Annotated in this window: 33 protein-coding genes and 2 pseudogenes; 30 read left to right on the top strand and 5 right to left on the bottom strand. The window is 44.3% G+C overall.

All coding sequences use genetic code 11. From position 1 onward, the window contains the following. Positions 1-148 precede the first annotated feature (148 nt). Both AF333_RS26160 and AF333_RS26155 read right to left on the bottom strand, forming a co-directional pair. Positions 149-724, bottom strand: coding sequence for an ImmA/IrrE family metallo-endopeptidase (locus AF333_RS26160; RefSeq protein ID WP_052811686.1), 576 nt, complete (start codon positions 722-724; stop codon positions 149-151). Between the two features lie 259 nt (positions 725-983). After that, complete coding sequence (locus AF333_RS26155; protein ID WP_043063688.1) at positions 984-1,361, bottom strand: helix-turn-helix domain-containing protein; 378 nt, start codon at positions 1,359-1,361, stop codon at positions 984-986. A 299-nt stretch (positions 1,362-1,660) separates the two neighbouring features. On the opposite strand from AF333_RS26155, the gene AF333_RS26150 reads away from it, so the two are divergent. The 30 genes from AF333_RS26150 to AF333_RS26015 all read left to right on the top strand — a co-directional run bounded on the left by AF333_RS26150 (position 1,661) and on the right by AF333_RS26015 (position 23,808). Then, complete coding sequence (locus tag AF333_RS26150) at positions 1,661-2,323, top strand: LuxR C-terminal-related transcriptional regulator (protein ID WP_043063687.1); 663 nt, start codon at positions 1,661-1,663, stop codon at positions 2,321-2,323. A 165-nt stretch (positions 2,324-2,488) separates the two neighbouring features. After that, a complete protein-coding gene (locus AF333_RS26145; RefSeq protein WP_043063686.1) occupies positions 2,489-2,971 on the top strand; it encodes a hypothetical protein in 483 nt (160 codons plus the stop codon). After that, positions 2,968-3,207 carry a hypothetical protein gene (locus tag AF333_RS26140; RefSeq protein WP_043063685.1) on the top strand — a complete coding sequence of 80 codons (240 nt, stop codon included), beginning with the start codon at positions 2,968-2,970 and terminating at the stop codon, positions 3,205-3,207. Before AF333_RS26145 ends, AF333_RS26140 begins: the two co-directional genes overlap by 4 nt. Further along, entirely contained in the window at positions 3,188-4,540 is a 1,353-nt protein-coding gene (locus AF333_RS26135) for a phage tail sheath subtilisin-like domain-containing protein (protein WP_043063684.1), read from the top strand. Before AF333_RS26140 ends, AF333_RS26135 begins: the two co-directional genes overlap by 20 nt. 3 nt (positions 4,541-4,543) lie before the next feature. Continuing rightward, a complete protein-coding gene (locus tag AF333_RS26130) occupies positions 4,544-4,987 on the top strand; it encodes a phage tail tube protein (protein ID WP_021619948.1) in 444 nt (147 codons plus the stop codon). A 142-nt stretch (positions 4,988-5,129) separates the two neighbouring features. After that, positions 5,130-5,474, top strand: coding sequence for a hypothetical protein (locus AF333_RS26125; RefSeq protein ID WP_235497031.1), 345 nt, complete (start codon positions 5,130-5,132; stop codon positions 5,472-5,474). A 5-nt stretch (positions 5,475-5,479) separates the two neighbouring features. Next, positions 5,480-5,611 (top strand): hypothetical protein, encoded by a 132-nt coding sequence (locus tag AF333_RS37025; protein WP_021619946.1) that lies wholly within the window; start codon positions 5,480-5,482, stop codon positions 5,609-5,611. A 52-nt stretch (positions 5,612-5,663) separates the two neighbouring features. Continuing rightward, positions 5,664-8,957, top strand: coding sequence for a glycine zipper family protein (locus AF333_RS26120; protein ID WP_043063682.1), 3,294 nt, complete (start codon positions 5,664-5,666; stop codon positions 8,955-8,957). A gap of 3 nt (positions 8,958-8,960) precedes the next feature. Beyond that, a complete protein-coding gene (locus tag AF333_RS26115) occupies positions 8,961-9,560 on the top strand; it encodes a hypothetical protein (protein WP_043063681.1) in 600 nt (199 codons plus the stop codon). Beyond that, positions 9,561-10,541: an XkdQ/YqbQ family protein gene (locus AF333_RS26110; RefSeq protein WP_043063680.1), complete on the top strand. Its 981-nt coding sequence runs from the start codon at positions 9,561-9,563 to the stop codon at positions 10,539-10,541. It begins immediately after the preceding gene. A 2-nt stretch (positions 10,542-10,543) separates the two neighbouring features. Continuing rightward, positions 10,544-10,972, top strand: coding sequence for a hypothetical protein (locus AF333_RS26105; RefSeq protein ID WP_043063679.1), 429 nt, complete (start codon positions 10,544-10,546; stop codon positions 10,970-10,972). Next, the gene (locus AF333_RS26100) at positions 10,962-11,417 is read left to right on the top strand and encodes a DUF2634 domain-containing protein (RefSeq protein WP_080787542.1); all 456 of its coding nucleotides are present in this window, start codon (positions 10,962-10,964) and stop codon (positions 11,415-11,417) included. The genes AF333_RS26105 and AF333_RS26100 overlap by 11 nt, the downstream gene beginning before the upstream one ends. Further along, a complete protein-coding gene (locus AF333_RS26095) occupies positions 11,404-12,192 on the top strand; it encodes a baseplate J/gp47 family protein (protein ID WP_043063678.1) in 789 nt (262 codons plus the stop codon). The genes AF333_RS26100 and AF333_RS26095 overlap by 14 nt, the downstream gene beginning before the upstream one ends. Further along, positions 12,189-12,770 carry a putative phage tail protein gene (locus AF333_RS26090; protein WP_043063677.1) on the top strand — a complete coding sequence of 194 codons (582 nt, stop codon included), beginning with the start codon at positions 12,189-12,191 and terminating at the stop codon, positions 12,768-12,770. The genes AF333_RS26095 and AF333_RS26090 overlap by 4 nt, the downstream gene beginning before the upstream one ends. Then, positions 12,770-13,063, top strand: coding sequence for a hypothetical protein (locus AF333_RS26085; RefSeq protein WP_043063676.1), 294 nt, complete (start codon positions 12,770-12,772; stop codon positions 13,061-13,063). The genes AF333_RS26090 and AF333_RS26085 overlap by 1 nt, the downstream gene beginning before the upstream one ends. Next, positions 13,053-13,325, top strand: a complete 273-nt coding sequence (locus AF333_RS26080) for a hypothetical protein (protein ID WP_043063675.1) — start codon at positions 13,053-13,055, stop codon at positions 13,323-13,325. The genes AF333_RS26085 and AF333_RS26080 overlap by 11 nt, the downstream gene beginning before the upstream one ends. Further along, positions 13,326-15,152: an Ig-like domain-containing protein gene (locus AF333_RS33225; RefSeq protein WP_139189221.1), complete on the top strand. Its 1,827-nt coding sequence runs from the start codon at positions 13,326-13,328 to the stop codon at positions 15,150-15,152. It begins immediately after the preceding gene. Beyond that, positions 15,149-15,346 (top strand): hypothetical protein, encoded by a 198-nt coding sequence (locus AF333_RS26070; protein WP_043063674.1) that lies wholly within the window; start codon positions 15,149-15,151, stop codon positions 15,344-15,346. The genes AF333_RS33225 and AF333_RS26070 overlap by 4 nt, the downstream gene beginning before the upstream one ends. A gap of 2 nt (positions 15,347-15,348) precedes the next feature. Continuing rightward, positions 15,349-15,498, top strand: coding sequence for an XkdX family protein (locus AF333_RS26065; RefSeq protein WP_043063673.1), 150 nt, complete (start codon positions 15,349-15,351; stop codon positions 15,496-15,498). Between the two features lie 232 nt (positions 15,499-15,730). Then, the gene (locus AF333_RS26060) at positions 15,731-16,177 is read left to right on the top strand and encodes a DUF2634 domain-containing protein (RefSeq protein ID WP_080787541.1); all 447 of its coding nucleotides are present in this window, start codon (positions 15,731-15,733) and stop codon (positions 16,175-16,177) included. Then, entirely contained in the window at positions 16,174-16,992 is an 819-nt protein-coding gene (locus AF333_RS26055; RefSeq protein WP_043063672.1) for a baseplate J/gp47 family protein, read from the top strand. The genes AF333_RS26060 and AF333_RS26055 overlap by 4 nt, the downstream gene beginning before the upstream one ends. After that, positions 16,989-17,639, top strand: coding sequence for a DUF2313 domain-containing protein (locus AF333_RS26050; protein ID WP_052811685.1), 651 nt, complete (start codon positions 16,989-16,991; stop codon positions 17,637-17,639). Before AF333_RS26055 ends, AF333_RS26050 begins: the two co-directional genes overlap by 4 nt. Positions 17,640-17,641: 2 nt before the next feature. Beyond that, positions 17,642-17,965 carry a hypothetical protein gene (locus AF333_RS26045; protein ID WP_052811684.1) on the top strand — a complete coding sequence of 108 codons (324 nt, stop codon included), beginning with the start codon at positions 17,642-17,644 and terminating at the stop codon, positions 17,963-17,965. Next, the gene (locus AF333_RS26040; protein ID WP_043063671.1) at positions 17,955-21,128 is read left to right on the top strand and encodes a hypothetical protein; all 3,174 of its coding nucleotides are present in this window, start codon (positions 17,955-17,957) and stop codon (positions 21,126-21,128) included. The genes AF333_RS26045 and AF333_RS26040 overlap by 11 nt, the downstream gene beginning before the upstream one ends. A 12-nt stretch (positions 21,129-21,140) precedes the next feature. Then, complete coding sequence (locus tag AF333_RS26035) at positions 21,141-21,548, top strand: hypothetical protein (RefSeq protein WP_043063670.1); 408 nt, start codon at positions 21,141-21,143, stop codon at positions 21,546-21,548. Position 21,549: 1 nt separating this feature from the next. Beyond that, complete coding sequence (locus AF333_RS32420; protein WP_074715472.1) at positions 21,550-21,711, top strand: XkdX family protein; 162 nt, start codon at positions 21,550-21,552, stop codon at positions 21,709-21,711. A gap of 198 nt (positions 21,712-21,909) precedes the next feature. Further along, on the top strand, positions 21,910-22,338 hold the full coding sequence (locus AF333_RS26030; protein WP_043063669.1) for a cell wall hydrolase: 429 nt from the start codon (positions 21,910-21,912) through the stop codon (positions 22,336-22,338). A 161-nt stretch (positions 22,339-22,499) separates the two neighbouring features. Next, the gene (locus tag AF333_RS26025; protein ID WP_052520263.1) at positions 22,500-22,850 is read left to right on the top strand and encodes a hypothetical protein; all 351 of its coding nucleotides are present in this window, start codon (positions 22,500-22,502) and stop codon (positions 22,848-22,850) included. Continuing rightward, the gene (locus AF333_RS26020) at positions 22,847-23,623 is read left to right on the top strand and encodes an N-acetylmuramoyl-L-alanine amidase family protein (protein ID WP_043063668.1); all 777 of its coding nucleotides are present in this window, start codon (positions 22,847-22,849) and stop codon (positions 23,621-23,623) included. The genes AF333_RS26025 and AF333_RS26020 overlap by 4 nt, the downstream gene beginning before the upstream one ends. Continuing rightward, a complete protein-coding gene (locus AF333_RS26015) occupies positions 23,623-23,808 on the top strand; it encodes a hypothetical protein (protein WP_043063667.1) in 186 nt (61 codons plus the stop codon). The genes AF333_RS26020 and AF333_RS26015 overlap by 1 nt, the downstream gene beginning before the upstream one ends. Positions 23,809-23,905: 97 nt before the next feature. Here the strand turns inward: AF333_RS26015 and AF333_RS36355 are convergent. The 3 genes and pseudogenes from AF333_RS36355 to AF333_RS26010 all read right to left on the bottom strand — a co-directional run. Then, positions 23,906-24,105: pseudogene (locus AF333_RS36355) on the bottom strand (glycosyltransferase family 2 protein); the annotation flags it as partial. A gap of 1 nt (position 24,106) precedes the next feature. Next, positions 24,107-24,349: pseudogene (locus AF333_RS36350) on the bottom strand (glycosyltransferase family 2 protein); the annotation flags it as partial. A gap of 1 nt (position 24,350) precedes the next feature. Continuing rightward, positions 24,351-25,283, bottom strand: a 933-nt coding sequence (locus AF333_RS26010) for a glycosyltransferase family 2 protein (protein WP_141391465.1), incomplete at its 3' end; no start/stop codon positions are given. Between the last annotated feature and the right edge of the window lie 196 nt (positions 25,284-25,479).

Raw genomic sequence — 25,479 nt, 5'->3', positions numbered from 1 at the left:
AAATCAGATGTATATAGTAAAGGTAAACTACGCTACGACGTCAGGTTGCTCGATAGGCAACCGGCGTCTTTTTATGCTTACAGGCATAGTGGCTGTCTGTGGATAAAGTGAATAAATTGTGAGCAACATGAATGTTTGTTCTATTTTATTAATAAAAAAATGTATCGTCTCCTTTCTTCCGCTCCGTAAAAGCTTGCTCTCTCACTTCTAAATGAAACTTAATTCTTTCATCAAAGATTCCCTGGAGAATTCGTCGTTTAATTTGCTCCCAGCGCCGATACGCTAAAAAGTAAGTTGTAGAAAATCTTTGGACGAACAGGCCGACAATCTCTTTATCCCATTTAGGTAATTCGAGTTGCTCTACCATAAAGAACGGGATGGCCGCGTAAGGTTGAAAATTCCTTGCTTGCGCCTCTTGCAGTTCGATAAGCCCGCGGAATGCCGGGTGTCTTCTGCGTTGGTCCCCTACATGACGCAGTGGATGGCATAGCTCATGAAAGAATGTCGCCCTTTGTTCCTGTAAAGAAGAGTACGGGTTGAGAAAAAACATGGCGAATTCATTATCCCAAATGGCTGATTGTGTATCTTCACAATATTGGATTTCGATATTGAATACGCTGCATAGCCTTTCCAATGAAAGATCGGACGGAGATAAAATTCCGGCATCTTTATATAGCTTTTCGATACATAATTCCACTTCCGTTTTCTTGTAGTAATTGAGCATAAGCTTCTCCTTGGTGGAAACGTATGTTCCTTTTTTGTGTAAAAAGAAAAGCTCAATTGAGCTTTAGCTTTAAAACCTTCTATACATATACATTTATGTAATAATTTTCTCGGATGTTTATAATAATTCCCTGCCTGATTCGTTCGCCAAGCAGGGTTAGGGGAGATTCAAAAAGTCCGGGAAACAGAGTTACGAAGCCTCTCCGCTGCTCCGCCTTGAACTTAAGGCTCTGTTTGTCCTCCTTTTTGAACACGCTTGGTTATGTATTTTTCTTATTTTGTCGCTCTTGTTTTCGTTTTTTAAAGCGAGCAACCATATCTTCAACTGTGTCCATAATGACCTGTTGCTGTTCCGGATCGAGATCTTCGAAACCTTTTAAACCGTCATAGAAAGCAATATTTATATTGGAGTCGTCAGTAGCTCCCGTTTTAAATGAAGGATCGTCTGTATGACCCAAAAGATAATCAGAAGAAACCTGCATCGCTTTAGAAAGAAGCGCAATATGGGTAGAGTCGGGAGTTGTGTATTCTCTTTCCCAGTTTGATATGACTTGAGGAGAAACATTAACCTTTTTCGCTAGTTCTTTTTGGGTCCATTTTACCTTTTGACGCTGTTCTTTAATCCGTCTCCCGATCATCCTCGCACCTCCATCTCTATATAAATATATCACAACTAACGGATTTGGAAACAAAAATAACGCAAATTGAGAAAAAAACGGAAATGGTTATTGACTATAACGGGTTTCGTTATTAATATGTGAGTAACGGATGTTGTTAGTTGGAAATATTATCTAAAATAATGTCGTGGACAAACAATAGTTGTTCTGTAAAGCAAAATGTATTTCGAGGGGGAAGAGTCGTTTAATAACTTACGTATGAACAAAGTTGTTTTCTGTTTGTTTGGTAACGGAATTCGTTATATAAAAGGAGGAGTACTATGAATAAACAAATATGGTTAGAGGAAGTTTGCGAGAAGTGTCCGGGAACGGGTTGGGGAAGAACAACAAGATGCCAGATTCATGGAGAACATATTGGCAAGGTACAAGGTTGTCATCAGTGGGAAGAGTATGAAGCGTCACAGATGAAAGTTCAGAAGGGACAACAATTGTTCCCGGATTTGGAGCCTGCACTAGAAGCTGTACAGCGTGTGGATCAGGACTTGCGAGATTATCGCTGGATGGTAGAAAGTATTACGTCTTTAAAAAGCCGGGAGGATGAATATAAGCAATATCCAAGAGAGCTGCTGGAAGACATGATTAAAGGAGGAACAGCGCAATATGGCATAGAGGCAGCGTTACCAAAGGCACAGGGCGTACATTCGGATGTAACGTTTAGGGAAGCTAAGAAATTCTTAAGGAATTGGGAGCGTATGAAGCGTTATGAATGTAAGGTGAAGAAGCTGGAGGCCGCTGTAGCTGCGCTACAGGATGAGAGAGAGCGAGTGGTAGCGGAAGGGATGCTGGATGGTATGAAGATGTATGAAATTGCGCAGCAGCTTCGTGTGAGTCGTCAGACAGTGGATACGATTCGTCGAGCAATGATACGTAACCTGGCGTGGAATATGTATGAAGACGAGATGAGGGAAGGCCTGCCGGCATAATGGCAGGCTTTTTTTGTGATGTAAAGGAAAGGACAAGGGGGGTGCCCATGAGTGAGCTGTTTGACATTTTAGACATTGCTTTACACTTTGGGCATTTTTTGTGAGAGGGAATTGTGGCGTGGTATGCTGGACGCAAGGAAAGATAAGCGAAGGGAGGTGATTCGGATGATGGATATCGGTAAGAGAGTATGGGCCGAAATCATAAACCGGATATATCCTAACCTTCCTGTTAGCTGGGAGAGGGATATGTGGCAAACCGGTCAATTTATGCGGCCCAGCGCTTTTATCGAAGCTGACCTTATATCTGAAAAAATGTATACACGGCAATCAGTTCGTATTGTAGAAGACGTGAGACTGGTTTTTCACTATGAATATGAGCAGATTGACGAACAAGAGAGAGGGGAGCCGATACCGTTTGATTTGGCTCCCTTCTTCATGTATTTGCGTCAGCAACGATACTGCGTAGCGTCGAAGCAGTTTAAAACCATGCTGGTAATTGAGCCACCCCGAACCCAGGAGAAGAGTGATCGAATGGAGGTGATGTTTCAGTATTCCTATTTGCTGCATGTTCCTAAATCGACTGCGACAGATAGAATGAAAATTAATGACTTCTATGTCGAATTTAATGGAAAGGAGGTGAAGAGATGAGTGAGAAACGTGTGCGAAAGTCCCCGGCTGCATCCATTCAAAGTGAAGTAAATAAGCGAAAAAAATCCGAATGGATTGAGAGCGCATGGCCTGTATTCAAAGCAGAACGCTTTGAGATGGCCGGCGCTCTTTTTGATTGCGAAGCAAATGCAGAGCTAACCAAGCAGGAAGTAAAACAAAAACTGGATGCCTACCTGCATCCAAAGGAGGATAAAAATGTCAATTCAACGGATTAGATCAGGAGCATATGTGGATCTCCTAGCCAAAGCAAAAGCACGGGTTCTGCCGACTACAGGACGCGTACTTGTTCCATACCAGGCGGAATGGGGGCAACCAAATTTTGCGGTAGATATGGCAGACACGGCCGAACGTTTGCTGGAAACCGGATTGCTGGTGGATACGGTTGAACTAGCGGCCGAGAACGGGGCTACCGTGGTCGGTTATCGCGTAACGAATGAGCAGGAAAAGGCTGCTGTTCATGAAGTAGCGGACAGCTATACTGTACAGGCCAAATACCCGGGAAAACGTGGCGAAGACTTCGAATACATGATTCGTCCAAGCCTTGTCGATTCGACAAAGAAAGAAATCATCATCCGCGATACGAAGATGATTTATGATACGGAGACCTATCTTGTAGCTGATAAGAATGAAGCGGAAGAAAAGCTTAAAAAATCTAGCATGGTACGATTCAAGAACAACGGAAGCACCCCGTTGGAAGACATTGCTTATACAGCCTTGACTGGAGCAGCATCTGGAACGGCGACGATTACCGCTGGCGAGTGGAGCCGTATTTTTAACCGTATAGATGGACTTGAATTTGACGTGTTTTATCTGCCATCTGCGGACCCGGCTGTTCAGGCGGCGTGCAAGCAATGGCTGCTGGACAGGCGCAGTAAGGCACGCAAGCTGGCGCAACTCGTTGTAGCCGGGGATGCTGCGAAGGATGGTGACATTGAAGCGCATAACGAGCGTTCCCGTGCCTTGAATGCCCGATTTATCATTAATAGTTCCATCGCCGGACAGCATTTGAATGGAGAAGAGTACAATTCCATTCAGTGGGCAGCCTGGGTAGCGGGTCTCGTAGCAGGTACACCAGCTAACAAGTCCTTCACTGGCATCAAGGTTCCATTGAAGCTCGCCAAAGTAGATTGGGGTCATAGTGAAGTGATGAAGGGACTGGCTGAAGGAACGCTCATGGCGACACGTGACGGATACGACTATATTATCGAATCTGCGGTAAACACGTTGACGACGCTTGGTTCAGGTGAAAGAGAAGATTTTGGGAAAATCCGTGTATCGATGACCATTGATCAAATTTTGAATGACATTTATTCGGTCGGTAAACGGTACCGGGCACAGCTGGATAACGATCCGGATGGCCGAGCCATCTTTATTGGCGCAGTGACAGAATATCTGAAAATCCGAGCGCAGCAAAAAGCAATTGCGACAGATTATAAATTTGAGGAGCATCCGGTGAAAGAAAGCGACTTCGATTTCGCTTATTTCAAGCTTTTGGCGAAGCCGCTTGATGCAATAGAAGCATTCTTTATTGATTGGGAGGTGGCGTAATCAATGGAACGCGAATTGATTGGCCGTAATTTATCAGTACAGGACGACAATGGTGATCCGATTCAGACGATTAAGGAGATTGAAGTAATTTTAAAGCCGGAAACACTGGATATTATTCGAGCGAGACGAATGGCGAAGACAAAGCAAATTGTCGGCTATGAAATTCCGGTGAAGATTGTCATGTCGAAGCTGGAATCACGCCTTCGTTACCGCATGCTTGAGTTGTTCAAGCAAGGAAAAACGATGTTTCTTGATCGTATCACCGGTTCTCTGGAGGATATGATGACCGGAAATACGGAGCGCGTCCTCATTACCGGCATTCATATCCATAATGATATTGACATCCTGGTGGCGAAAATCGATGAAAATAAAGGCATTGACATTACATTGAGCGGAACGGCGACAGATTTCGATTTTGTCGGCAAGTTCCCCGAATATATGGCGTAAGAGAATGGGAGAGGGCGTACAGCCCTCTTTTTTACTATGAAAAATCCAAATCAATGATTTTAAGGAGGAAAAAGCGATGAGCGATAAATTACAAAAGTATTTGGAAAGAGCGAAGGGCGGACGCCGCGATCAGATCATCAAGGTGAAATCAGATGGGGAGCATTGGTCTGTACGTCGATTGACTACGATGGAAGTGCGCCGAGCGATTGAACTGGCCATGGAAGAGGACGGCACACCGAAAGAAACGTACAACGAAATCGATGTCATGATCGTCAAAGCGACCGAGCATGAATTCGACTGGAATAACGCCGAGCTGTTAAAGGCATACAACTGCGTTGAGAAGTTCGAGCTGCCACCGCGCCTGTTGGATAACCCCGATGATTACGCGGCACTAAGCAAGGCGGTACGTAACTTTACTGATACGAAGGAGGCGTTACTGAAGGAGGGAAAGATCTCGTCAGAAGAGACGCCGAAGCAAGCTGGATAGCTTTCATGTGGATTAATCGCCATCGGCTGCCTGAAGAAATACTGGAATATGAGGTAGATCGGGAGCGCCAGAAGTTTTTCTGTATGGCGGCTGAAATGATCGCAGAGGAAGAAATGAAGCGTACCATGCGGGAATAGAGGATAGGATGCTATCCATGGCGTTCTTTTCTATGAAAGTCGAGGTGAAAGGATGGGAGCTTCTGTTACCGTTAGCTTCTCCGGTGAAGAGAAGCTGTCTCCGGCTTTAGCGGAGATTGCCGCACAGGCAAAAGCTGTTGGACGTGAATTCAGCGCCGCAGCTTCAGAGATGGAGAAGTGGAAAGGGAAAGACTTAGGGATCGAGCTGGTCGTTAGTCGTACGCGCCGCGATGTATCTGATCTTCGTTCTGAGCTTCAGCAGATAGATGAAATGGCTGTTACTCTCTCCGTTAATGTTAAAGATGAGGAAGCGAAAAGTAAAATTGAAAAAATCCGTGAAGGTCTGGTTTCTCTTAAAGATACTTCTAAAGAGATCGTTTCATGGATTGGCGGCGGAACGTTGTTCGAGGATATGGTATCTACAGGGCAGGCGACTGCACGATACCAAGCATGGACTGGAAAAAGTGATACAGAAGTAAAACAAGAGGTGGACGCTCTTACTTTAATCGATCCGAGCAAAAAAAAATCTGAAGTTACTGACTTGCTTAGAGCAGCTGAAATGAGCAATCCAGGCCACGGCAAGGAAATTACAGAGCAGGCTCTAAAGCTTAATGTGGCTCATCCAATCAAGGATGGAGCAGCGGGATATCAAAAAGCCTTGCTGGCTATGCAAGATTCTATGCCGAATGTTGGAAGTACCAAAAGCTTTGGCGATTCTATCGCCTATATAATGGACAATACAAAAAACATTAAAGACGATGTGCTCACATCAATTATAGATTCCAGTCCTAAAGTCTCCAAATTCATCGATTCTCCGGAAAAGCTAGCCATTCTTGCGAAAGAGATGGGTGGTCTTTCATCTGTAGATAAAGGTCTAAATGCATTAAAAGAAAGAACACTTGCCCTTCATAAGGATGGGGGTCTGGAAAGTGTCATTGAGAAGGCATATAGGGAACAGGGAGAAGAGAAGGCGAAAGAAAAGGCGGCTGAGCAAGCAAAGTTAATCGCCGGTCGCATGTCATCCGGGAGCGAAACCGAACGCCAGCTTGCAACTGGTACGATGCTGCAAATATTCGGTGGCGTAGAGAATGAGCAAAAACGGCAGGACATTATGAAAGAATTCGGTACTGGCTCTGACCCGGGAATGGAGATGCTCGCTAAACTTTTGGTATCCGCGAGAAAAACTGACGCAACCAAAGAAACTGGAGGAGTGCTTGATGAGAAGTATCAAAAAGTAAGTGAAAATGAACCGTGGAGAGATTTTCTGATCGCGCAAAAGACGCTTAATGATGCACTCATCGAGCTGGGTAATACAATTGCGAAGGACATAACGCCTGTCTTTAAACTGCTGGCCGAAGCTGCTGGCTGGATTAAACAGAAAATGGACAACATGTCCACGCTAGGTTCCCTTGCTGTAGCAACCACAGGAATTGTCGGGACCGGATTGGCAATTGGTGGAGTGAAAAAAGGAGCTAAAGTTGCCAATGAATTTTTCTGGGATAAACTAGGAAGCATCTTTTCCGGTAAGAAAAAGAATGGAGAAGAAGGTGCGGAAAAATCTTCCGGTGGTAAAGGCGGACGGGATTTATCCACCGCATCCATGATTGTTCATGCAACAACGGTTCATGTTAACGGAGCAGCTGGTAAGAGGGACTCGGGAAAAGAAAATCATAGCGGCACTGGCAGAGGCAAGACAAACAAGCGGAAAAAAGATAATGAAAACCTTAGCCCTTCTCGGAACAAAAAGAAAAATACAGCAACGAAGTCAGAAAAACCGAAGAAAGGGTTCTGGGGCAGAATAAGAGACTTTGTGCCATCTAAGCTGAAAAAGGATAATGAAAATCTTAGCCCTCCCAAGAACAAAAAGAAAAATACAGCACCAAAGTCAGAGACACCAGAAACTCCTAAAAAGGGACTTTTCGGAAGCATAAAGGGTATTCTGTCATTTAATCGGAATAAAGGACCGTTGAATACTGAAGGCATTGTAGGTACAGGATTGGTTAAGAACGGGAGCATTCCAGGCAGAGTTATAAATACTGTATCGAAAGCCTATGGGTTATATGAAACAGCAAAAGATGTTGGTTGGAGACAAGCTGTCTCGCAAAACGGTGGTGCTGTTGTAGGCGACGTTGCTGGTAGTACCGTAGGGGGAGCAGTCGGTTCTTTGCTTGGCCCTGTTGGAACCATGGTAGGAACTACGGTGGGAAGTTACATTGGAGGGAAAATTGGTGGTTTAGCAGATGCGAGTGGTGTAACAGCAAAGGTTGTCGATACAGTTGTGTCTCTAAAAGACACATTGGTCTCTTACAAGGATAAGGCAGCCAATTTTTTTGGCTTATCCAAAAAAGAAGAACCAGCAAAAAAAGGAGTACAAAACGCAGTTGCAAGCAAGCCTTCACCGCCCCCTGCTCCTGTCGTCCCTATCTCGCCAAAGGTAAAAGAGAGCTTTAAAGGAACTTTTAGTTCTTTAAAGACTTCCATGAAACAAAAAGGAATCGAGATGGATTTTTCCCTTTTCCAAAAAACCGGCAAAGGAGTACAGAACACCTTTAACAGAATGAAGTCTAGCGTTATGGGATGGTGGAAAGGCTCAAATACGAAGAAGGCGCAAGGGGACATCCATGCTGTAGGCTCTGCTACGCAGAAAACGAATGCGCAAACAAAGCAGCTGGGTACCACAGCGGCCCGGAGCACGCAGGAAATTGCTGCTGGTGCGAAGAAAGCCGGACAAAGCTTTGCAGGTGTTAGTACATCAGCAAAGGGTGCGGCCAATCAAACGAAGCAGCATCTGGAATCATTGAAAAATATTTCAGCGCAGGGAAGTAACTGGGGAAGTAATTTGATTTCGATGCTCGCTTCCGGTATTCGTAGTCAGTTCCCGCTGTTAAGTACTGCTGTTTCCGGTGCGGCATTGATCTTTAAGAGGTACCTTGGATTCAGTTCTCCGACGAAGGAAGGCCCGGCCAGCAAATCAGACCGATGGGCAGGCAACTTCATGTCGATGTTTGCGGGAGGATTGGATGCAGGTCCTGTTAGACAGAAGATGAATCTCATTGCAGGTGCAATGAATCGCCCGCTTCGTGGACGGGCTGCCATTGATGTATTGCCACGCAGTCAAGTAACGGAAGGCGGCAGAATACCGGTTGCTACCCGTATGATGAAACAAGCCACTCGTTCCACAGGCGGTATCATTATTCAGAACATGACGATGGATTTTGGTGAAATGGCTAAGCAGGTCAAAGATTTCCCTGCTTTCGCAAAAATGATGACCAGTCCGGAAGGTCGTGCCCTTATGCGTAGAGTGCTCGGAGAAGAGCTTCATAAAGCAATAGAGAATGGAGGGTAATGCATGCTGGCGTTAGCGCAAGCCAATAACCGGTTTACTTTCCCTCTTACACCGGAGGAAATTCAGATTCAATCCGGTAATGAAGTAGAAACCTTCACTGTCATTACCGGTGAGGAACGTACAGGCAAACCCGTTTCAAAAGCGAAGCGGGTTTCTTTTACGGCTATTTTTCCACGTTTCTGGCAGGAAATCTGGGAAACCGGTACCGAAACGATTAAATATCAGTCACCTGAGCAAGCGTTGAAGCTGCTGGAACAATGGAAGCTAAAGCCGGTCGTCGTTATATTCGATACGCTGTTCAGTCAAACGATGTGGATGGAAAACATGGAGCCAAGCTATAAAAACGGTCAGGCCAATCTCTATATTAATTTTACTTTTATAGAGTACAAGCCAATAAAAATTGTCTCCTATTCCAACACAAAGCAGCTTTTAAAGCCGGGACTTATCATTACGAAGCCGGCAGTTAGCCGCGCGAATACGACCAATAAGGAGTCGAGTAAAAAACAAAATAAGGATGGAAAAGGCGGGACAAGCAAGGATACAGCCCAGCAAAGGCAACGAATCGAGACGAAGAATCGTAGCGTGAAGGGGGGAGGCAAGTAGATGGAGAAGTTTGCTGTCGTATATGGAAAGCAAAACGTCCGACATACCCTCACAGAAGCACTAGTCGATCTTTCATGGTCTTCTAACCGGGATGAGATTACCCGCAATATGACGGTGCGGTTGCGGAATGCCCCACCTGTTGAACAAGCGGGCATGTTGATGTGTTTCGCAAGGCGGACACAGGAGCAGCTCCTGCACCATAAAAATCAATTCTTTCATGGTCCGATTATCAGCTACGAGGAAGACGAATTCACGAATGAATGGCAATTGGAAGGACGGGAACTCGGATGGTACCTGGCTAAAAATAAAGGCACCCGCCCCTATCTCAAAGGTGAAGCAGGCGCAGAACTGCAAAAATATATTCAAAGTACCGGGGTCGATTTCCGATGCCCGGTACTTGGTTTTTCCATCGATGAACGGTACGGAACAATGACTCACTCTGAGGTAATTCTGGATGTGCTACAAAAAGCGTATGAGCATACCGGCTACCGCTTTTATTTGGAATACCTTCGCACAGACCAAAGCTATTATATTGTTGTTGCCCGTGAAGGAACAAACAATCAGGTTCCTGTATTCATTCGAGATCAGATGGAATCCAGTAGCCGCGGCTCTTCTATCGAAGACACATACACGGTCGTTACAGCACAGAAATGGAAGGATGAGAAGATAGCATCTTCCGTAACAAAGTCGAATGCTGGAGCTGTTACTAACCTGGGGCGAATGGAAGAAATTATCGAGGTGGAAGAAAAGGAAGATCCGGCGACCATCGCTACGCAGAAGCTTATTGAGCTATCAAATCCGAAGCTAACCAGGAAAATTACCGTAAAACACGAAGATCCTATGCTATGCGGTCTGCGCGCCGGATGGCTTGTTTTGATTCAGGAGGCTGAATACAAATCGAAATGGATCGTTGTCAGCGAGCAGACCTCCTTCAAGAATGGAATGTATACGGTGCAGCTTGATTTGGAAAGGCGGCAATAGACGTGCTAAGGGAAGCATTGAACCTTTGGAAAGAGAAGATGTCTGGTCATATCGATGCCAGGGATACCGAGCGGGCGACGCTGCTTAGTTGGCCGGATAAACCGCGGATACAGGTGGATGGGGACCCTATTCCATATGAGCAGGATAAGTTAATCTTCGCTGAATATTTACAGGATCGAAAAGTAGAGGCGTACTTTGAGATCGGGCAGTACATGGAAGGTGAGGAGGCGAAGGGGAGCGTGACAGGCGTGCTGGCGAATGGTGTGGAATATGAGAGTGGCACACCGTATGAACAAGTACCCCGCGCTTCCTTACAGGGTATGATTGTTATTCCTAGCCCCCTTAAAGCAGGGGACCGACTGATTGTCTCCCGGTTGACCGGGCAACGGTATTATGTGCATGGAAAGGATGTGAGAATGGATGGCGGATGAGCGGATTTCTTTGTTTCCCGAGATGGATTTTAGCGATATAGACGACATCAGGAACATCGAGGGCATTCCATCTGAGCAGAAATGGACGTATGTTATTGATTTTGAAAAACGATGCCTTGTACTGGACGATGATGGTCGTCCAAAGAAAACGAAAGGCTACAAGGAATACTTAATACAGACAGCCATGCGCATTCTTAATACAGAACGCTTCCAATATATCATTTTCGATGAGGATATAGGCGTAGAAAAATCAGAATGGCCAGGATGGGAAGATATTGAGGTCAAGCGTGATGCTGAAGAGGCATTAGAAGCACATGCAGAGATTGAAAAGGCAGAAGTACTGCATATGGAACGGATTGGAAACAAAATGCGGATGAGCATACGAATTATCGGGGTATCCGCAACAGTGGAGATGGAGGTGAAATGGTCGAATGAAGCTGGATGACAAGCTGCTGATTATGGTTGAGGATTCCGATCACATTTATGAACGTTGTGCAAACCGTGTCAAACATGAGATGCCCACGGAACAAGGAGAGTATTTCTATACGATGGGCTACCCCTTTTGCCAGGAGTTCTCCGAACAACAACAGCTATTGGAGTATGCCTGGGTTCAGGGCTGGCCGTTATGGGCAGATGGTGAATTCTTGGATTGGCATGGACAAAAGGAGTTCATCCAACTTCCGCGACTGGAAGGCGAGGATGATGATTCGTACCGGGAGCGGATATTGAACCGGACCCAGGAAGAGGAAGGTAGCGGGCGTGCCAAAGATTACGAGCGAATGGCCCGAAATGCCGGAGCGGGCTCTGCCAAAGCAATCGAGCATTTACGCAATGATTTAAGCATTGATATTTTTATCACGGATTGGGAAGGGCATCCTGCTTCCCAAGTCTTATGCGATGCTGTGCGGGCGGCCATTGAGAAGGAACGTGAGGCACTGCATGATGTTGGGGTGCTTCCGGCTACGATACATCATGTTGTAGTAGCGGCACGGCTCATTCTCTCGTCTGATGCCAACCCGGAAGAAACGGAAGCTAAAATCGTAGAAAACCTCAACATCTATATCAAGAAAAATGAGGTACTACGCTACCAGGTTATTGCTAATCTAATGTTTGTGCCTGGAGTGGAGGATATCGCGGATTACACTCTTAACGGAGGCACAAACAATATTGTCACGCCGGATGGAGCGGTTAATGTGCTGGATTGGAGTCCGCTGCCATGACGGTATTAGTCCCTTTAAAGTATCGAAAACGAATACCGCCTATTCATTATGAGGATAAGCATGCAGCCTTGCTGTTTCAAGCACTGGACGCAGAGTTCGCTTTACATCAATCCCGCATTGAGGACATGCGTGATCAGTTTTTTATTCATAAAGCCACATGGGGCCTTGACGTATGGGAGAAGTTATTCGGCCTTCCGATTGGCGTAGGGACATATGAAGAACGACGGCTAAAAGTATTTGAAAAATATTATGCCAAGCTGCCGTTCACGCCGTCTGTGCTGCTCGCTTTGGCGAATCATGTCTCGCAATTGAAAAATGCACAAGTCGAAGAGGTGTTTGACCAAAAAATCATTCGGTTCATTTTTCAGTTGGAAGATGCCGTTGATGTCACACACCTGTACAAAACATTTATGAAAATGCGGCGGGTGCATGTTCATGGCTTCTCAATTGCTACAAATGCAGACGAGACGATAGAAATAGACGAGCAAATCACCTGCAACCTGCGTCGCTATCATACTGTAGAGGAGTTTCAAGTGGGTATGACGCCGCTAAAATACGAAGATGAGGTGATGCTGTAATGAACACAGCTTATCTGGAACGAACTGCACAGGATTTATGTGTGCGGGCATCCACCATCGTTCTGAATGGTGATCAAACCGTTCCCATTCAATCCATTCAGAGAACAGGAAATCAAGTTGTAATTATGACACAAGGGATATCAGGTCTCAATAAAATAACGTCTTTACGATTACTGGATGAGAACGGCAACATGATTACAGAAAGGGAAGCGAATTTTGCTGTAGTAGAGAGCCAGCAAGCAGAATTTACTTTTCGTTTCGTAATAAAAGGAGGGAAAGGCAATGGTGTTTGAACCTAAGTTTGACTGGACGCCGAAAACGCCAGTCACTGAAACAGAAATTATCCGCTGGGAAAAAGGCATTTATGATGCACACGTTCTGCTGAGCCTGCATACTGCTGCTATTGCTTCTCTTCAAATCGATGTGAAATCAGTAAAAGACGCCTTGTTTAACAACTTCACGGATAATATCTTCACGGAAAACCTGGATACGTTAACAGATGTTAAGGTCATCAGCGGCTGGTATGACGAGGTAAATAAAAGGTTGGTGGTATAGATGACAGCAGCATGGGAAGTTGTTTGGCAACAAGTAAGTAGTCATAAATACGGTGACTCATATCCTGATTTTTTACGGGTTCGATTTTACAAAGAAACAGGAGAAGATATTTTAGCCTATACCCTGTATGCCTCTAATAGTGATAGTAACTACCTTTTAAGTTCGCAGTTTTGGGTGCGCCCTGGGTATGATTTTACAAACTACCGATATGCTTTTTATATCGTAGAACGGGAAGCACAAACAAAGAGAATACTCGAGTCAATGCCTCCAGATGGGAATTTTCTCTATACTACACTCACTCCCCCAATCCCTACGGAGCCTGGAGCAACTATTGTTGTTGCTAGACAACGGAAAAATCAAAATCCAGTACTAAGCATCTCTACTGGAAATATGGCCTTATCCGCAGGGAATTGTATCTTATCCGGAACCGTAAACGACCCGGATGGGGATACGGTAACCATCAGTGCAACGATAGCGGGTATCCCAAAACAAACAACAGTTGCCGGTTCCGGAAGATGGACGCTCACTTGGCCCGTATCAGACTTGCCGCAGGCGCAGTATTCAAACATTACTGTTACCGCGAATGACGGACAAGGCGGCACCGCTACCGCAACGTACACAGGTATTATTACTATCGACAAGACAAACCCGTCTATTGCTATATCGGGTGTCTCTCAAGGTCAAACATACACATCAGTGACACCTGTATTTTCTGCAACGGATACGGGCGGCGCAGGCTTGCAGAGCTGCACAGCTACACTAAATGGGAATGCCTTTACCTCCGGCACTACCATTACAACTGCAGGAAACTATACGCTTGTTGTAACGGCCAAAGACAATGCAGGGAATGTAAGTACACAAACGGTTAGTTTCTTTGTGAACAGCAATCCCACCATGACGGTAACCACAGCGGATAATCAGTCACTTACGGACGGGAAAAGTTTCAGCATTACAGGCAACGCAACGGATGCGAACAGTGGAGATGTATTAACAGTCAAATATAAAATTGATAACGGCACAGTCCGTAATATCGCATCAGGCGTCGCCAGTGGCACGCCTCTTTCTTTTACCAAAAACCTAACCTTCAGCAACAAAAGATTGCGTGACGGAGCTACGGAGGTTACGGGCGATTTAGCTGAAAATGTGGACCACATACTCAATGTATGGGCTGAGGACGACAAAGCTGGAAAGTCAACGGAAGTCACATGTAAATTCCGTGTCATTCATAACCGTCCGCCCATTATCTCCGGTACGAATGAGGATTTAGGAACCATTCAAGCACCGCCGTCGAAGACGTACACTGTATCGGATGCAGAAAATGATACATTTACCGTTACCGAGAAAATCGACGGGAAGGTCATTCGCTCTTTTGCGGGTGTAGCCGGACAAGAAAACACCATTACCATTCCACATGACTTCTGGATACGATTGCAGCCTGGAATTCAACATAAGCTAGTCATCGAAGCGACCGACAGTAAAGGAATGACAGCGGCACGCACCTATACATTTGTCCGTCAGGAAACCAAGCTGGAATTCAAGCTAAAGAAGCCATTTGTCACCGATATTGCCGCCAAGCGGATTCTTGTCACTATTGATGCGGTGGTGCCAAATGGCACAACGATGAAAATCGAAGCATGTAACAATGCCTTTGATGCCTCACCTACCTGGGAGGACATAACGAATCATGTTCGATTTAATCGCGGTTTTCTCTTTACCAATACAGAGAAAACAGCAGAACAATGGGGCGTAGATATTCGCTTTATGTTTGAAAAAGGCACAGCAAACAGTCAGGTTATTGTCAATGGATTTGGGGGTGCATTCGATTGATTATCATTAATGAAAAGCCGCTTTCACAAATTGAAAAAGAACGGGAAGAAGCTGAAGCTCCAATGGTCACAATGGGGCAGGAGCTGGCACTGTTGAAAATTAGCAACATGCAGAAGGATGGCATCATCCAAACATTAGGACAGGAATTGGCTACGGTTAAGTTAGAATTGATTCGATTGAAGGAAGGTGAATAATCATGGGGTTTTGGAGCCTAGCGTACAAATTAAAATGGGTAACGAAGGATCAACTGCGGCTTACTGTAAAAACCGACCAAAATCCGTTTGGTGAGATTACGGTAACAGAATTTAAAGCAATCACAGGTGATGATTTTGTTACTGCTCAGTAATAAACGTTTTTCTGGATGGAGAGACGTTTTTATTTTTGGAGTCGCATGTGCGGCTCCTCTTTTATTTTCACGTTGAAAAGGTGGTAGAAGGTATGCCAAGGAGAGTATTGAGCTTGTAGAAAAGAAGATGTTCGGTCATATTGACACTAGGGTTATTAAGAGGGCGACCAAGCCAATATCTTATGATTAACTGGACAGCAGTATTATGTGCATGGAAAGGATGTGAGGATGGATGGTGGATGAACCGATTTCTTTGTTTCCTGAGATGAATCTTAGTGATATGGGGGACATGGAAATATACGAAGGGGCTGCTTCGGAAGACAAATGGACGTACATGCTCGACTTTCGCAATCGGTGTGCGGTTGTAGATGAAGATGGCCGACCACGCAAGACCAAAACGTATGCTGAATTTCTGATACAGACGGCTATGAAAATACTCAATACCGAGCGCTTTCAATACGTGATATACAGCGCAGATATCGGTGTTGAAAAATCAGAATGGCCGGGATGGGAAGACGTTGAAATTAAACGGGATATGGAAGAGGCGTTGACCGCCCACCCGGAAATTGAGCGGGCCGAAGTGCTTTCTATGGAACGAGAGGCCCATGAGGTACATGTAAAAATCCATTTGGTCGGCCTTGCCGGTACAGCAGAGATGGAGGAGGTGATCGGACTATGAAACTTACAGACTTACCCAAGCTTCCCTATATGCCTATTCTAGAAGAAACGCCAGAGGACATTTATCAGCGTTGGGTGAATCGAGCGATTGAACTGGCAAAAGAAAAGGGACTTCCTCCACCCCCAACAGGCGAGGGGGAGTATTTTTATGATTTATGGCACCCTATCGCCCAGGAATACGCAGAGCAGCAGGAATTATGGACGTATGGCTTTATTCAGGCGTTTCCAATATGGGCGGATGGTGAATTTCTGGAGGCACACGGCTGGGCGGATGGACTGCTTAAAAAAGAGGGCGAGGACGATGATACATTCCGGCTTCGTCTCTTAGACCGTGCCTTTACCGAAGAAGGGAGCGGGCGGCGGAAGGATTATGAGTTATGGGCCAAAGAAGTTCCCGGCGTAGGCGGTGCAATTGCGGTCGAGAAAGAACGACATGACAATTCTATCGACCTGTACCTCACAGATATGAACGGCAACCCAGTAACACTGGAATTTGCAGAACAAGTTGAAAATTTGATGTGGGAAGAAAAGCGGATTGCGGGACATGACCTAGTCGCTCATCCTGCTCCTGTCTTTACGTTGCGGATTGAGGCCGCGCTCGAAACAACCGGGGATCGGGCGATGCTGGCAGAACAAATCAAAAAGCGTGTTCTTGCCTATGCAGAAGGCCGGACGAAACTTGTTTACAATTACGTTGCTGCGCTTCTGGTTGTCGATATCGGAGAAAATTATTCAAGCTTTACGATGAATGGTACCACCGAGGATATTGAAATTCCACTTGTATCGATCCTGCAGGTTGAGGTGGTTTTATTATGATTCCTCTCCGCTATCGAAAAGTATTGCCGCCATACTGGTATGAAATCGATATGGCCGAGCGTCACTTTTCCGTGATGGAAAAAGAGATGGATGATCGGGAGAAAATCACAAACGAGCTGCGGGACCAATTCATCCTCCAGCGGGCCACCTATGCGCTAGAGGTATGGGAATGGATATACTTTCGTAAGGTGCAATCCGGTAGTTTTGCGGAGCGGAGAGAAGCCATCCGAAAAAAGCGGTGGGCCAAGCGCCCGTTTAAGCTTCCTGTTCTTCGGTTGATAGGCAGCCAGTGCGGGAAGCTGCTTGATGTAAGAGAGGATTTTCTTTCAAAAGAGGTTTATTTTGAGTATGTCGCAAATGAAGGCATTGACCTGAAACGATTGTATGAGGATTTTGAATATATTCGACCTGTTCATATTAATCGGGCGGTACCAGTTGCTCGGGTAGAGACAAAGCCTATCCTGGTGAAAGGGACGGGCTACAGTCATGTAGTAGACTTTCCGATTTGTGGCCTTGAAACGCTAATAGACACTGCTGTGACAGGTCAAATCTTTACACAATCCTTATCAGTCAGAAACGAGGAGCATCATCATCCAGTAGACATGCCGATTACAGGCTTTGAGATACCTATGGGAGAGGGGGAATAAACGTGGCAGACATTATCCAACCGCTTTTGCTGGATTACACCGTACAGGATATCAGCGCACGCTTTGATCATGCCCTGGTCAATATCGGCGGGGAGCTGGTACAGTACCCGATACACAATACGATATTTTCTGGCCGCTCTGTACGAAAGTATGTGTATGTAAAAGAAACAGAGGCTATCGGAAAACAGATTTTGGGCGCATCCCTGATGGATAAGGACGGCAATACACTGGCAAATAATCCCCTTAACGTAGTGAAAAACGATAAGGGGTTTTTAATTGGCTTTGAATTCTCTGTGCGATTGGAGGCAACAGCAAGTGGCGTATAACAAGCAAACATGGAAAGATGAGATTCCAGATTTAACAAAACCGATTAAGGATGCGTCTGGAAAGCAAAAGATGGACCCGCAGACCGGCAGACCACTGTACGAGTTGGTACAGGAAGGGACACGTATTACATCGGCCCGGCTTAATCATGCGGAACAAGGCATCGAGGACGCGCATATTTTGATTGAGCAGCTGGCAAAGGAATGGGGCGGCAGCTTTGTTGCTTCACCATCCGGAACGGCAGGCTTTCAATTCATTGCCGCCGGATTAACCGCAAGCTGGACGGCAGGCGTCGGCTATGTGGCAGGGCGCAGATTTGAAGTTGCTGCAGGTAGTCTGACATTAAACCCTACACAAGGGCAATACATCTATCTGGATACCGATGGTGTCGTAAAGAGAACAACGTCCCAGGCGACAGCAAATGCCGGTCTTCTGCTTTGGTACTTTGCTACGGATGCAAGCAAGGTTATTACATCAACGGATAGACGCCGGACCATTACGCCGGATACATTCGCCAAAAAAGAGGAAGTCGTATTAAAGGAACCAGGTAAGGGGCTATCGACAAATGACTACAACAATACAAAGAAAGCAAAGGTGCAGGAACATGGAGAGCGCCTACAGGAACATGATCAGCGCTTGACTGTCATTGAGGATGAAATGGGCGAAGCAGCTCCCATTCCAGCTACACTAAAACCCGGTATCCAAACGATAACAGCCGATAGAACGACGCCGTTTAACATATCAAGCATAAAGGGAAGAACGCTGGCTGATCTGCTTGGGCGGGATGGGAATTGCGAGGATGCTAGTAAGTGGGACTCGTGGCAAGGAACACTTGCACTTGATACTAATAACAAAGTATTTGGAAATAACGGAATAAAGATATCTTCCGCTTTATCAAACGGTTACTTTAGTTTATTTAAAGATAAGTCAAAGGTACAAATTAGAGCAGGAAGGTATTATATTGGATTAGCTGAGGTAAAGAACGGAACTGCCCCATCTGCTATATATGTGAATTTTGCTGGAATTGGTGGTATATCAGGTGCTACACAGTCTATTTTAAAAAAATCAGCAGATACATCCCAATTTAATACTGTCTATACTAAATTATCGGCAACCTCAGATAATCCCACAAATTTTGATGTGTGTTGTGCAGCCTCAACAGCCATTGGCCAATATTTCTATGTAGATGCTATTCGCCTCTACGAAATCACCGCAGCCGAATACGCAGCATTAGACAGCATGACACCAGAGCAAATTGCGGCAAAGTATCCGTATGTAGACGATGTAAAGCCTGTAAGAAATCCATATGCTATCCGTTACGGAAAGAACTTACTACCACCATTTACGGAGTGGTCAATTTATGATTCGAGCATTACTGTAAAATCACCTTACTCTATTGAAATAAATAAAGAAAAATCCGGTATTAATTCTAATGAAAGTTTTGCAGAAATTAAGTATTGGGCTAAGGTACAACCTAATACAACTTACACTATCACATTTAATGGTACGGCTAATTTCTGGGTTGGTGATAATGATAGTAATAAAAACAGAATTAATACACCATTTGTAGGAGATAAACCTGCCGGAGTTTATGTATTCACCACAAAAAGTAATACTGGCTATTTAGAAGTTGTTATAAATCAGAATGAAAGAAGTGCAGTTGGTTCAGCACCATATATCGCTAATAACCCGATGCTCAATATCGGAAGCACCGCCTTACCTTTTGAGCCGCAAAACAACGATTACGTTTTCTATGATGTGTCGTTACATTCTAACGTAGACGGAACGGTACGAGACGAATTGTTTTACCGTGATGGGCAGCTGAGTAAGTTAGAAAAGTTTCGTGAGATTGTACTGGATGGAAATTTAAGCTACGAGGTTCAAGCAGATAAAACAGGATTTAAAAACATAACTATAAAAGGGCTGAACTCACCAAACGTTGGTTTGATTTATGGTGTAAAATTCGATGGAAAAATTTTAAAGAACGTAACAACAGGCGGGTTTGATATTCAAGATAACACCTATTCTATCGGTGATGGAAATATTTATATCACTATTTCAGACATCGACAGCGGATGGGGCGAGAACTACACGCCATCAGAAGGCGAGATAAAAGCGTATTTTAACGGGTGGAAAATGTATGACAATGTTACACATGCTAATCCCTATCTCGGAACAGGAACAAGAGCGTGGGTAAAGTTAAGCAAAATGGTTAATGGGAAATTTGTAGGGATTGGTGATGGTGTAGATGCAACAAACACGTTACCTACTTCACTAGCAGATGGAGGTTATACACCTTACCGCCTCATCTACCAACTTGCACAACCCGTTGAAGTCCCTGTAACGTCTGAAGGCAAAATTACCTTACACGAAGGTACAAACGTACTGGAAGTCGGTACGGGCGTCGTGATTCGGGAGTCTATTGATAATCCGAATCAGGCTAAATACAACGGATATGAAAATCAGATAAATCGGATATCAGGTTCTACAAAGCTTGCAAACCGAGCAGATAGGATTTTTAGTGTGTATAAGAATACAATGGAAGACCGGGTATGGATACTTGATTCTGCCCAAGGACTAGGCTATGGACATGTTCGTGCGTTTGCTATTGGAGATTACACAGCAGGTAAAAGCCTAGTAGACCCTAACGCCACCTACTCCGTTACTTATCTTGTCCTTGACAGATATGCTTTCACTGCCCCGCTTATCGATCTACAAGGCGAGTACCAGACGAAACTAGCCGCAGTCGTGGCGGAAATGGTGGAGGACGCCACTAACTTGGAAACACGGGTAAGCGTAGTAGAGATGCAGTATGCACGGAAGCAGCCATACCCAGTTATAAAAGCCAATTTAGTTAATGGATTTACTACTTTTTACCCGGATATAAATTCCGTTACTTACCAAAAAACAGATAATAATTTAGTTTTACTTACAGGTATAGTTATACCCGTTGTGAATTCACCTGCAACCACTATTTATAAACTACCAGTAGGATTCAGGCCAAAAAGCAGGCGGGTAGTATTAACCTCAATACAATACATCGATGCAAATACAGCAAGACCCGTTACGTTTAATATTGAACAAGATGGTAGGGTATGCGTAGGAGATCATTGGTTAACAGGCGGTTGGGTGCTCCTGAGTGGTACATTTATTTCTGAACAATAAAGGAGGTCACATATGGTTATACAAGTACACCGTGTAGATAAAGACGGATTTTATATGGAACCGGTACTTATCGAACAAAATGACGTCATTGAGGATGAAAATATCGTCACAATCGACCCACCAGAAGGCTTATACAAACCGCGCTGGCTTGATGGTGAATGGTTGGAAGGATTAACGTCGGAAGAAATCGAGGAGATAAAAAAAACTGTGCCACAGGAGCCGGACCCTATCGAACAGTTACAAGCAGAAAACGCAGCTCTTATGATGCAGGTTGCCCAGCTGGAAGCGAAGAACGAACAGCAGGCAGGTGATACAGCGTTTCTTATTTTAAAAAATGTCGAATTAGAGGCACAGGCCACACAAACCGCACAGGAACAAGCGTCGTTATTAATGGAATTGACTATGAAAGGGGTTTTGTAAAATGGATTGGTATAAAATAATCAAACGGTACTATGACATGGGACTCTATACAAAGGAACCAGAAAGCACGATGTATGTAGGTAACTTTGTTGTTTATGGAAAAATTACAGTAGAGCAATATGAAACAATCACCAATGAGGCGTATACAAATACTACAGTATAACAAACGTCTTTCCTGCACATGGAGAGGCGTTTTTCTTTTTCACACAAACCCTTTGAATAAGATGAAACGCATCATAAGTTTTAACTAAACAATTTCAGAAGTAGCCGAAGCAAACCTAATAAACCATAACTTCTCCATCGTCACCAACCTAGCGGAAAAGCCATACTATACAGTTAAAAAGATGGTAGAGGTGAAGGCATGGCAGTTGTAAAAGCCAGGAACGCGGATATTGACCTTTTGGCGAGGTTGCTTAGAGCAGAAGCTGAAGGGGAAGGAAACGTGGGCATGATGCTTGTCGGAAACGTAGGAGTCAACCGCATCAGAGCAGATTGTTCAGATTTTAAGGGACTTCGTACCATTCCGCAAATGATTTTTCAACCCCATGCGTTTGAGGCTGTTACACACGGTTATTTCTATCAAAGGGCAAGGGAAAGCGAAAAACGCTTAGCTCGTCGGGTTATTAATGGTGAGAGATACTGGCCGGGAAAATATAGCTTATGGTACTTTAAACCGCCAGGGAACTGTCCTCCTCAGTGGTATAATCAGCCTTTCGTGGGGCGTTACAAGGCTCACTGTTTTTTTGAACCAACAGCCGAAACGTGTGAAAACGTTTATAACGTATTTTAAAACAATCATCAAACATGATCGGAAAAAATCACTTATTTCAAGCTTTTACCCTTATCTGAGGAGTCGCATATGCGGCTCCTTTTTTAAGCGGAAAAAGGACGAGCGGTAATGATCGTGAGTTTTACTAATTTTCACGCCGAAAAGGCGGTAAGGAGGATGTTATGCCAGACGTAAAAACAGCCCAGCAAATTGCAGAATCACAATACGCCTTTGGCATTCTTTTCGTCGTTCTCTTTCTTGTCTCTATTACTGCCGTAGCCTTTATTTTTAAGGATTTAAAACGGGAGAACAAGGAAAGGGAGCAGGAGCTAAAGGACCTTATTGCCGAGCAAAAGCAGGAAAGCAAAGAGCGTGAGGCCAAACTGATGGCTCATCTTGAGAAAACAAATGAAGGCTACGAAAGAACATCAGAAACATTGGAGAAGATTCAGCATGGACTGGCTACATTGGAGTCCAATGTCAAGGATGTCTGGGTTGAAATCAAATATTTGAAACGGGGGACAGGGCAATGAGTAAAGTCGTAGTCATCGATCCTGGACACGGCCTTCCCGACCCGGGGGCCTGCGGGAACGGTCTACAGGAGCATGAGCGTGCCTTTTACTTGGCACAGCTTGTGCAAAACGTATTGACTCGCCACGGGGTAACGGTCTTTCTCACCCGGAACGGAGAACGTTCATTATCAAGTGCAACGAGTTTAAGAGCGAATAAAAATGAAGATCTGGCAGCACGCCAGCGATTTAGCAACAGTAAAGCCACGGACTTCTTCCTATCCCTGCATATGAACGCCAGTAGCGAATCGACAGCAAACGGCTATGAAACGCTTTGTTATTCACAGAACAGGCAGATTGAAGCGCTTCACACCGCGGTGAAGGAGTTCCTGCAGCAGTATGGACTAAAGGATCGGGGCATCAAAATACGCACGAATCTGGCGGTCCTGAAGGTTAAGGCGAAGGCGGCGCTGCTTGAATGCTTTTTCATAACAAATCCGAAGGAAGCAGCATTGATGAAAGATGGTGCTTTTTTGCTTGAACTGGCGGAAGTCATTGGTAAGGGTGTGTTAGCCGCGATTGGTATTGCCTACGTACCAATAAAGAAGCCAGCAGCACCACAGCCTATTCAGCCGAAGGGGGAACAGCAGTTGATGAAAGCGGAAGACGCTAACAAAGTCATTCGTATTTTACAGGATAGATGGAACGCGGCTACATGCCAGGACGAGAGGAAAGAAATAGGGCGGCTTGCTGATGAGGTGCGTGTCGCTGCTGGAATGAAGAAGGTGAACAGCTGATGAAGGAGCGGTTGAAAGACCCGTTTCTGTGGGCCGGCTTTGGCGGATTATTGTATCAAATATTAAACATAAAAGGAGTCATTGTTCCACAGGGCCTATGGGAATTAGGATTAGACCTTATTAGCTATGCCTGTATCGGTGTCGGGGTAGTATCAGGATATACCGGAAAACAGAAGAAGGAATAATGATTAAGCCCCGCTGTCCGTATGGATAGCGGGGCCTTACTATATGGCTAACAAACATTACTTAAACGAAAGCTGAATGTTTTTACGAATACAAACTCTATCTCCATACTCTTTGTAACTTAAACATTTCCTGTATATATCCATATGTTGAAACAGGTGACATAATCATTTGATAGAAAAGAACGAACAAAAGAAAGCCAAGGAAGTTTTTACGAACTTTTAAATTCAATGGTTTAAAAACATATTTCTTTTGAAAGAAATAAAGTAAGCTATAGCTAATTAAGGTAAGCGGCAAAANATTCAATGGTTTAAAAACATATTTCTTTTGAAAGAAATAAAGTAAGCTATAGCTAATTAAGGTAAGCGGCAAAACAAACAAAGTCATCGGTCCAACAATCCAGTAATGACCAAAACATGCGAGAATAAGTCCGGGAATCCAAAAGAAGGTGTAGGTGAAATCCAGATAAGGCATAATCAAATTAATAAAGGTTAAATATTTTGTGTATACTTGGGATTGTTCCCATGGTTTAATTTCCCTTAGNGAAGTTGGCAGGCACTTCCGTGAAAGCGACTGCCAAGGGTTCAAAATAAACCTTCCATCCCTTTTGTAAAAGCCTCCATGTTAAAACAATATCCTCACCAATTGCATCAGGCCATCCACCTATTTCCTTGATACACGAGGTTTTGTATAAGCTATATGCCCCCTGCGCGACAAGTGTCCCCTGGTATAAACCTTGCAGCCTTTTGATAGAAGAAATACCTAGGAAATAATCCCATTCCTGTATTTTAGCCCATATATTTTCCCTGCTGTTCTTGGTAAGAATAGAGCCTGCCACTGCACATATATCTTCAGGACTGCTTTTAATTCGGGCTACAAGATAACGAATCGCTGATGGATGCAACAATGTGTCTGCATCCAATGTAATTACATACGGAGTGGTAACATGCTGTAGTCCTTTATTTAAAGCATGGAATTTTCCGGCATTATCTTCATAAATAATGTCAAGATTCAAGTCTAATTCCTGCTTTGCCCTCAATGCTTCTGAAACCGTATTGTCAGTTGAGCGATTATTAATAATAATGGTATTGATCTTGCCTTTATAATCCTGGCTTGAAAGATATTGTAGTGTGTTAAATATTCTTTCTCCCTCATTATAAGCAGCTATGAGAACAGTCACAGCATCGGTAGGAAACTCATTTTTGAACGGAGGTTGCCTATCAAAGGCTAGGCTCGCAACTAGAAAAGCGCTCATATAACCTGGAACATAGGAAATTCCCATAATAATGAACAGTGCTACAGGAAAAGAAATAATATTTGATAAATCCTTTAGCCAAGGCATCGAAATATAAATGGAAAAGCACATCCATAGCAAAGCAATAGAATGACTTAGCCAAAATTTCGTAATTACAGGAATGTAAACTTTCCTTTTTTTTGTTTTGGTATTTGTATTAAGTGGATTAAGATTTGGTGACATCGTACTACTCCTTATGTTTCCGGTAAAGTCGTTCACTTCATTTTTATATTATATAGAGGTATAAGTAAATATTTTAATCATTAATAATGAATTGGGAATTTAGCTCAAATCTCCAATCAAGCTTATCCTGATTGGCCAAACGGACCCTTTCTTTCTGTTCGTTTTTGGCAAAAATAAAAGAAAGCTGTATTTATAA

Origin of the sequence: Aneurinibacillus migulanus (genome assembly GCF_001274715.1) — a bacterium.
GTDB classification, from domain to species: Bacteria; Bacillota; Bacilli; order Aneurinibacillales; family Aneurinibacillaceae; genus Aneurinibacillus; species Aneurinibacillus migulanus.
This window is presented reverse-complemented; position numbering and strand designations above follow the sequence as displayed.

Bases quoted from the DNA above. Each gene is read 5' to 3' on its own strand.
- AF333_RS26160 (WP_052811686.1), bottom strand. From the start codon at position 724: ATGCTCAATTACTACAAGAAAACGGAAGTGGAATTATGTATCGAAAAG.
- AF333_RS26155 (WP_043063688.1), bottom strand. From the start codon at position 1,361: ATGATCGGGAGACGGATTAAAGAACAGCGTCAAAAGGTAAAATGGACC.
- AF333_RS26150 (WP_043063687.1), top strand. From the start codon at position 1,661: ATGAATAAACAAATATGGTTAGAGGAAGTTTGCGAGAAGTGTCCGGGA.
- AF333_RS26145 (WP_043063686.1), top strand. From the start codon at position 2,489: ATGATGGATATCGGTAAGAGAGTATGGGCCGAAATCATAAACCGGATA.
- AF333_RS26140 (WP_043063685.1), top strand. From the start codon at position 2,968: ATGAGTGAGAAACGTGTGCGAAAGTCCCCGGCTGCATCCATTCAAAGT.
- AF333_RS26135 (WP_043063684.1), top strand. From the start codon at position 3,188: ATGTCAATTCAACGGATTAGATCAGGAGCATATGTGGATCTCCTAGCC.
- AF333_RS26130 (WP_021619948.1), top strand. From the start codon at position 4,544: ATGGAACGCGAATTGATTGGCCGTAATTTATCAGTACAGGACGACAAT.
- AF333_RS37025 (WP_021619946.1), top strand. From the start codon at position 5,480: ATGTGGATTAATCGCCATCGGCTGCCTGAAGAAATACTGGAATATGAG.
- AF333_RS26120 (WP_043063682.1), top strand. From the start codon at position 5,664: ATGGGAGCTTCTGTTACCGTTAGCTTCTCCGGTGAAGAGAAGCTGTCT.
- AF333_RS26115 (WP_043063681.1), top strand. From the start codon at position 8,961: ATGCTGGCGTTAGCGCAAGCCAATAACCGGTTTACTTTCCCTCTTACA.
- AF333_RS26110 (WP_043063680.1), top strand. From the start codon at position 9,561: ATGGAGAAGTTTGCTGTCGTATATGGAAAGCAAAACGTCCGACATACC.
- AF333_RS26100 (WP_080787542.1), top strand. From the start codon at position 10,962: ATGGCGGATGAGCGGATTTCTTTGTTTCCCGAGATGGATTTTAGCGAT.
- AF333_RS26095 (WP_043063678.1), top strand. From the start codon at position 11,404: ATGAAGCTGGATGACAAGCTGCTGATTATGGTTGAGGATTCCGATCAC.
- AF333_RS26090 (WP_043063677.1), top strand. From the start codon at position 12,189: ATGACGGTATTAGTCCCTTTAAAGTATCGAAAACGAATACCGCCTATT.
- AF333_RS26085 (WP_043063676.1), top strand. From the start codon at position 12,770: ATGAACACAGCTTATCTGGAACGAACTGCACAGGATTTATGTGTGCGG.
- AF333_RS26080 (WP_043063675.1), top strand. From the start codon at position 13,053: ATGGTGTTTGAACCTAAGTTTGACTGGACGCCGAAAACGCCAGTCACT.
- AF333_RS33225 (WP_139189221.1), top strand. From the start codon at position 13,326: ATGACAGCAGCATGGGAAGTTGTTTGGCAACAAGTAAGTAGTCATAAA.
- AF333_RS26065 (WP_043063673.1), top strand. From the start codon at position 15,349: ATGGGGTTTTGGAGCCTAGCGTACAAATTAAAATGGGTAACGAAGGAT.
- AF333_RS26060 (WP_080787541.1), top strand. From the start codon at position 15,731: ATGGTGGATGAACCGATTTCTTTGTTTCCTGAGATGAATCTTAGTGAT.
- AF333_RS26055 (WP_043063672.1), top strand. From the start codon at position 16,174: ATGAAACTTACAGACTTACCCAAGCTTCCCTATATGCCTATTCTAGAA.
- AF333_RS26050 (WP_052811685.1), top strand. From the start codon at position 16,989: ATGATTCCTCTCCGCTATCGAAAAGTATTGCCGCCATACTGGTATGAA.
- AF333_RS26035 (WP_043063670.1), top strand. From the start codon at position 21,141: ATGGTTATACAAGTACACCGTGTAGATAAAGACGGATTTTATATGGAA.
- AF333_RS32420 (WP_074715472.1), top strand. From the start codon at position 21,550: ATGGATTGGTATAAAATAATCAAACGGTACTATGACATGGGACTCTAT.
- AF333_RS26030 (WP_043063669.1), top strand. From the start codon at position 21,910: ATGGCAGTTGTAAAAGCCAGGAACGCGGATATTGACCTTTTGGCGAGG.
- AF333_RS26025 (WP_052520263.1), top strand. From the start codon at position 22,500: ATGCCAGACGTAAAAACAGCCCAGCAAATTGCAGAATCACAATACGCC.
- AF333_RS26020 (WP_043063668.1), top strand. From the start codon at position 22,847: ATGAGTAAAGTCGTAGTCATCGATCCTGGACACGGCCTTCCCGACCCG.
- AF333_RS26015 (WP_043063667.1), top strand. From the start codon at position 23,623: ATGAAGGAGCGGTTGAAAGACCCGTTTCTGTGGGCCGGCTTTGGCGGA.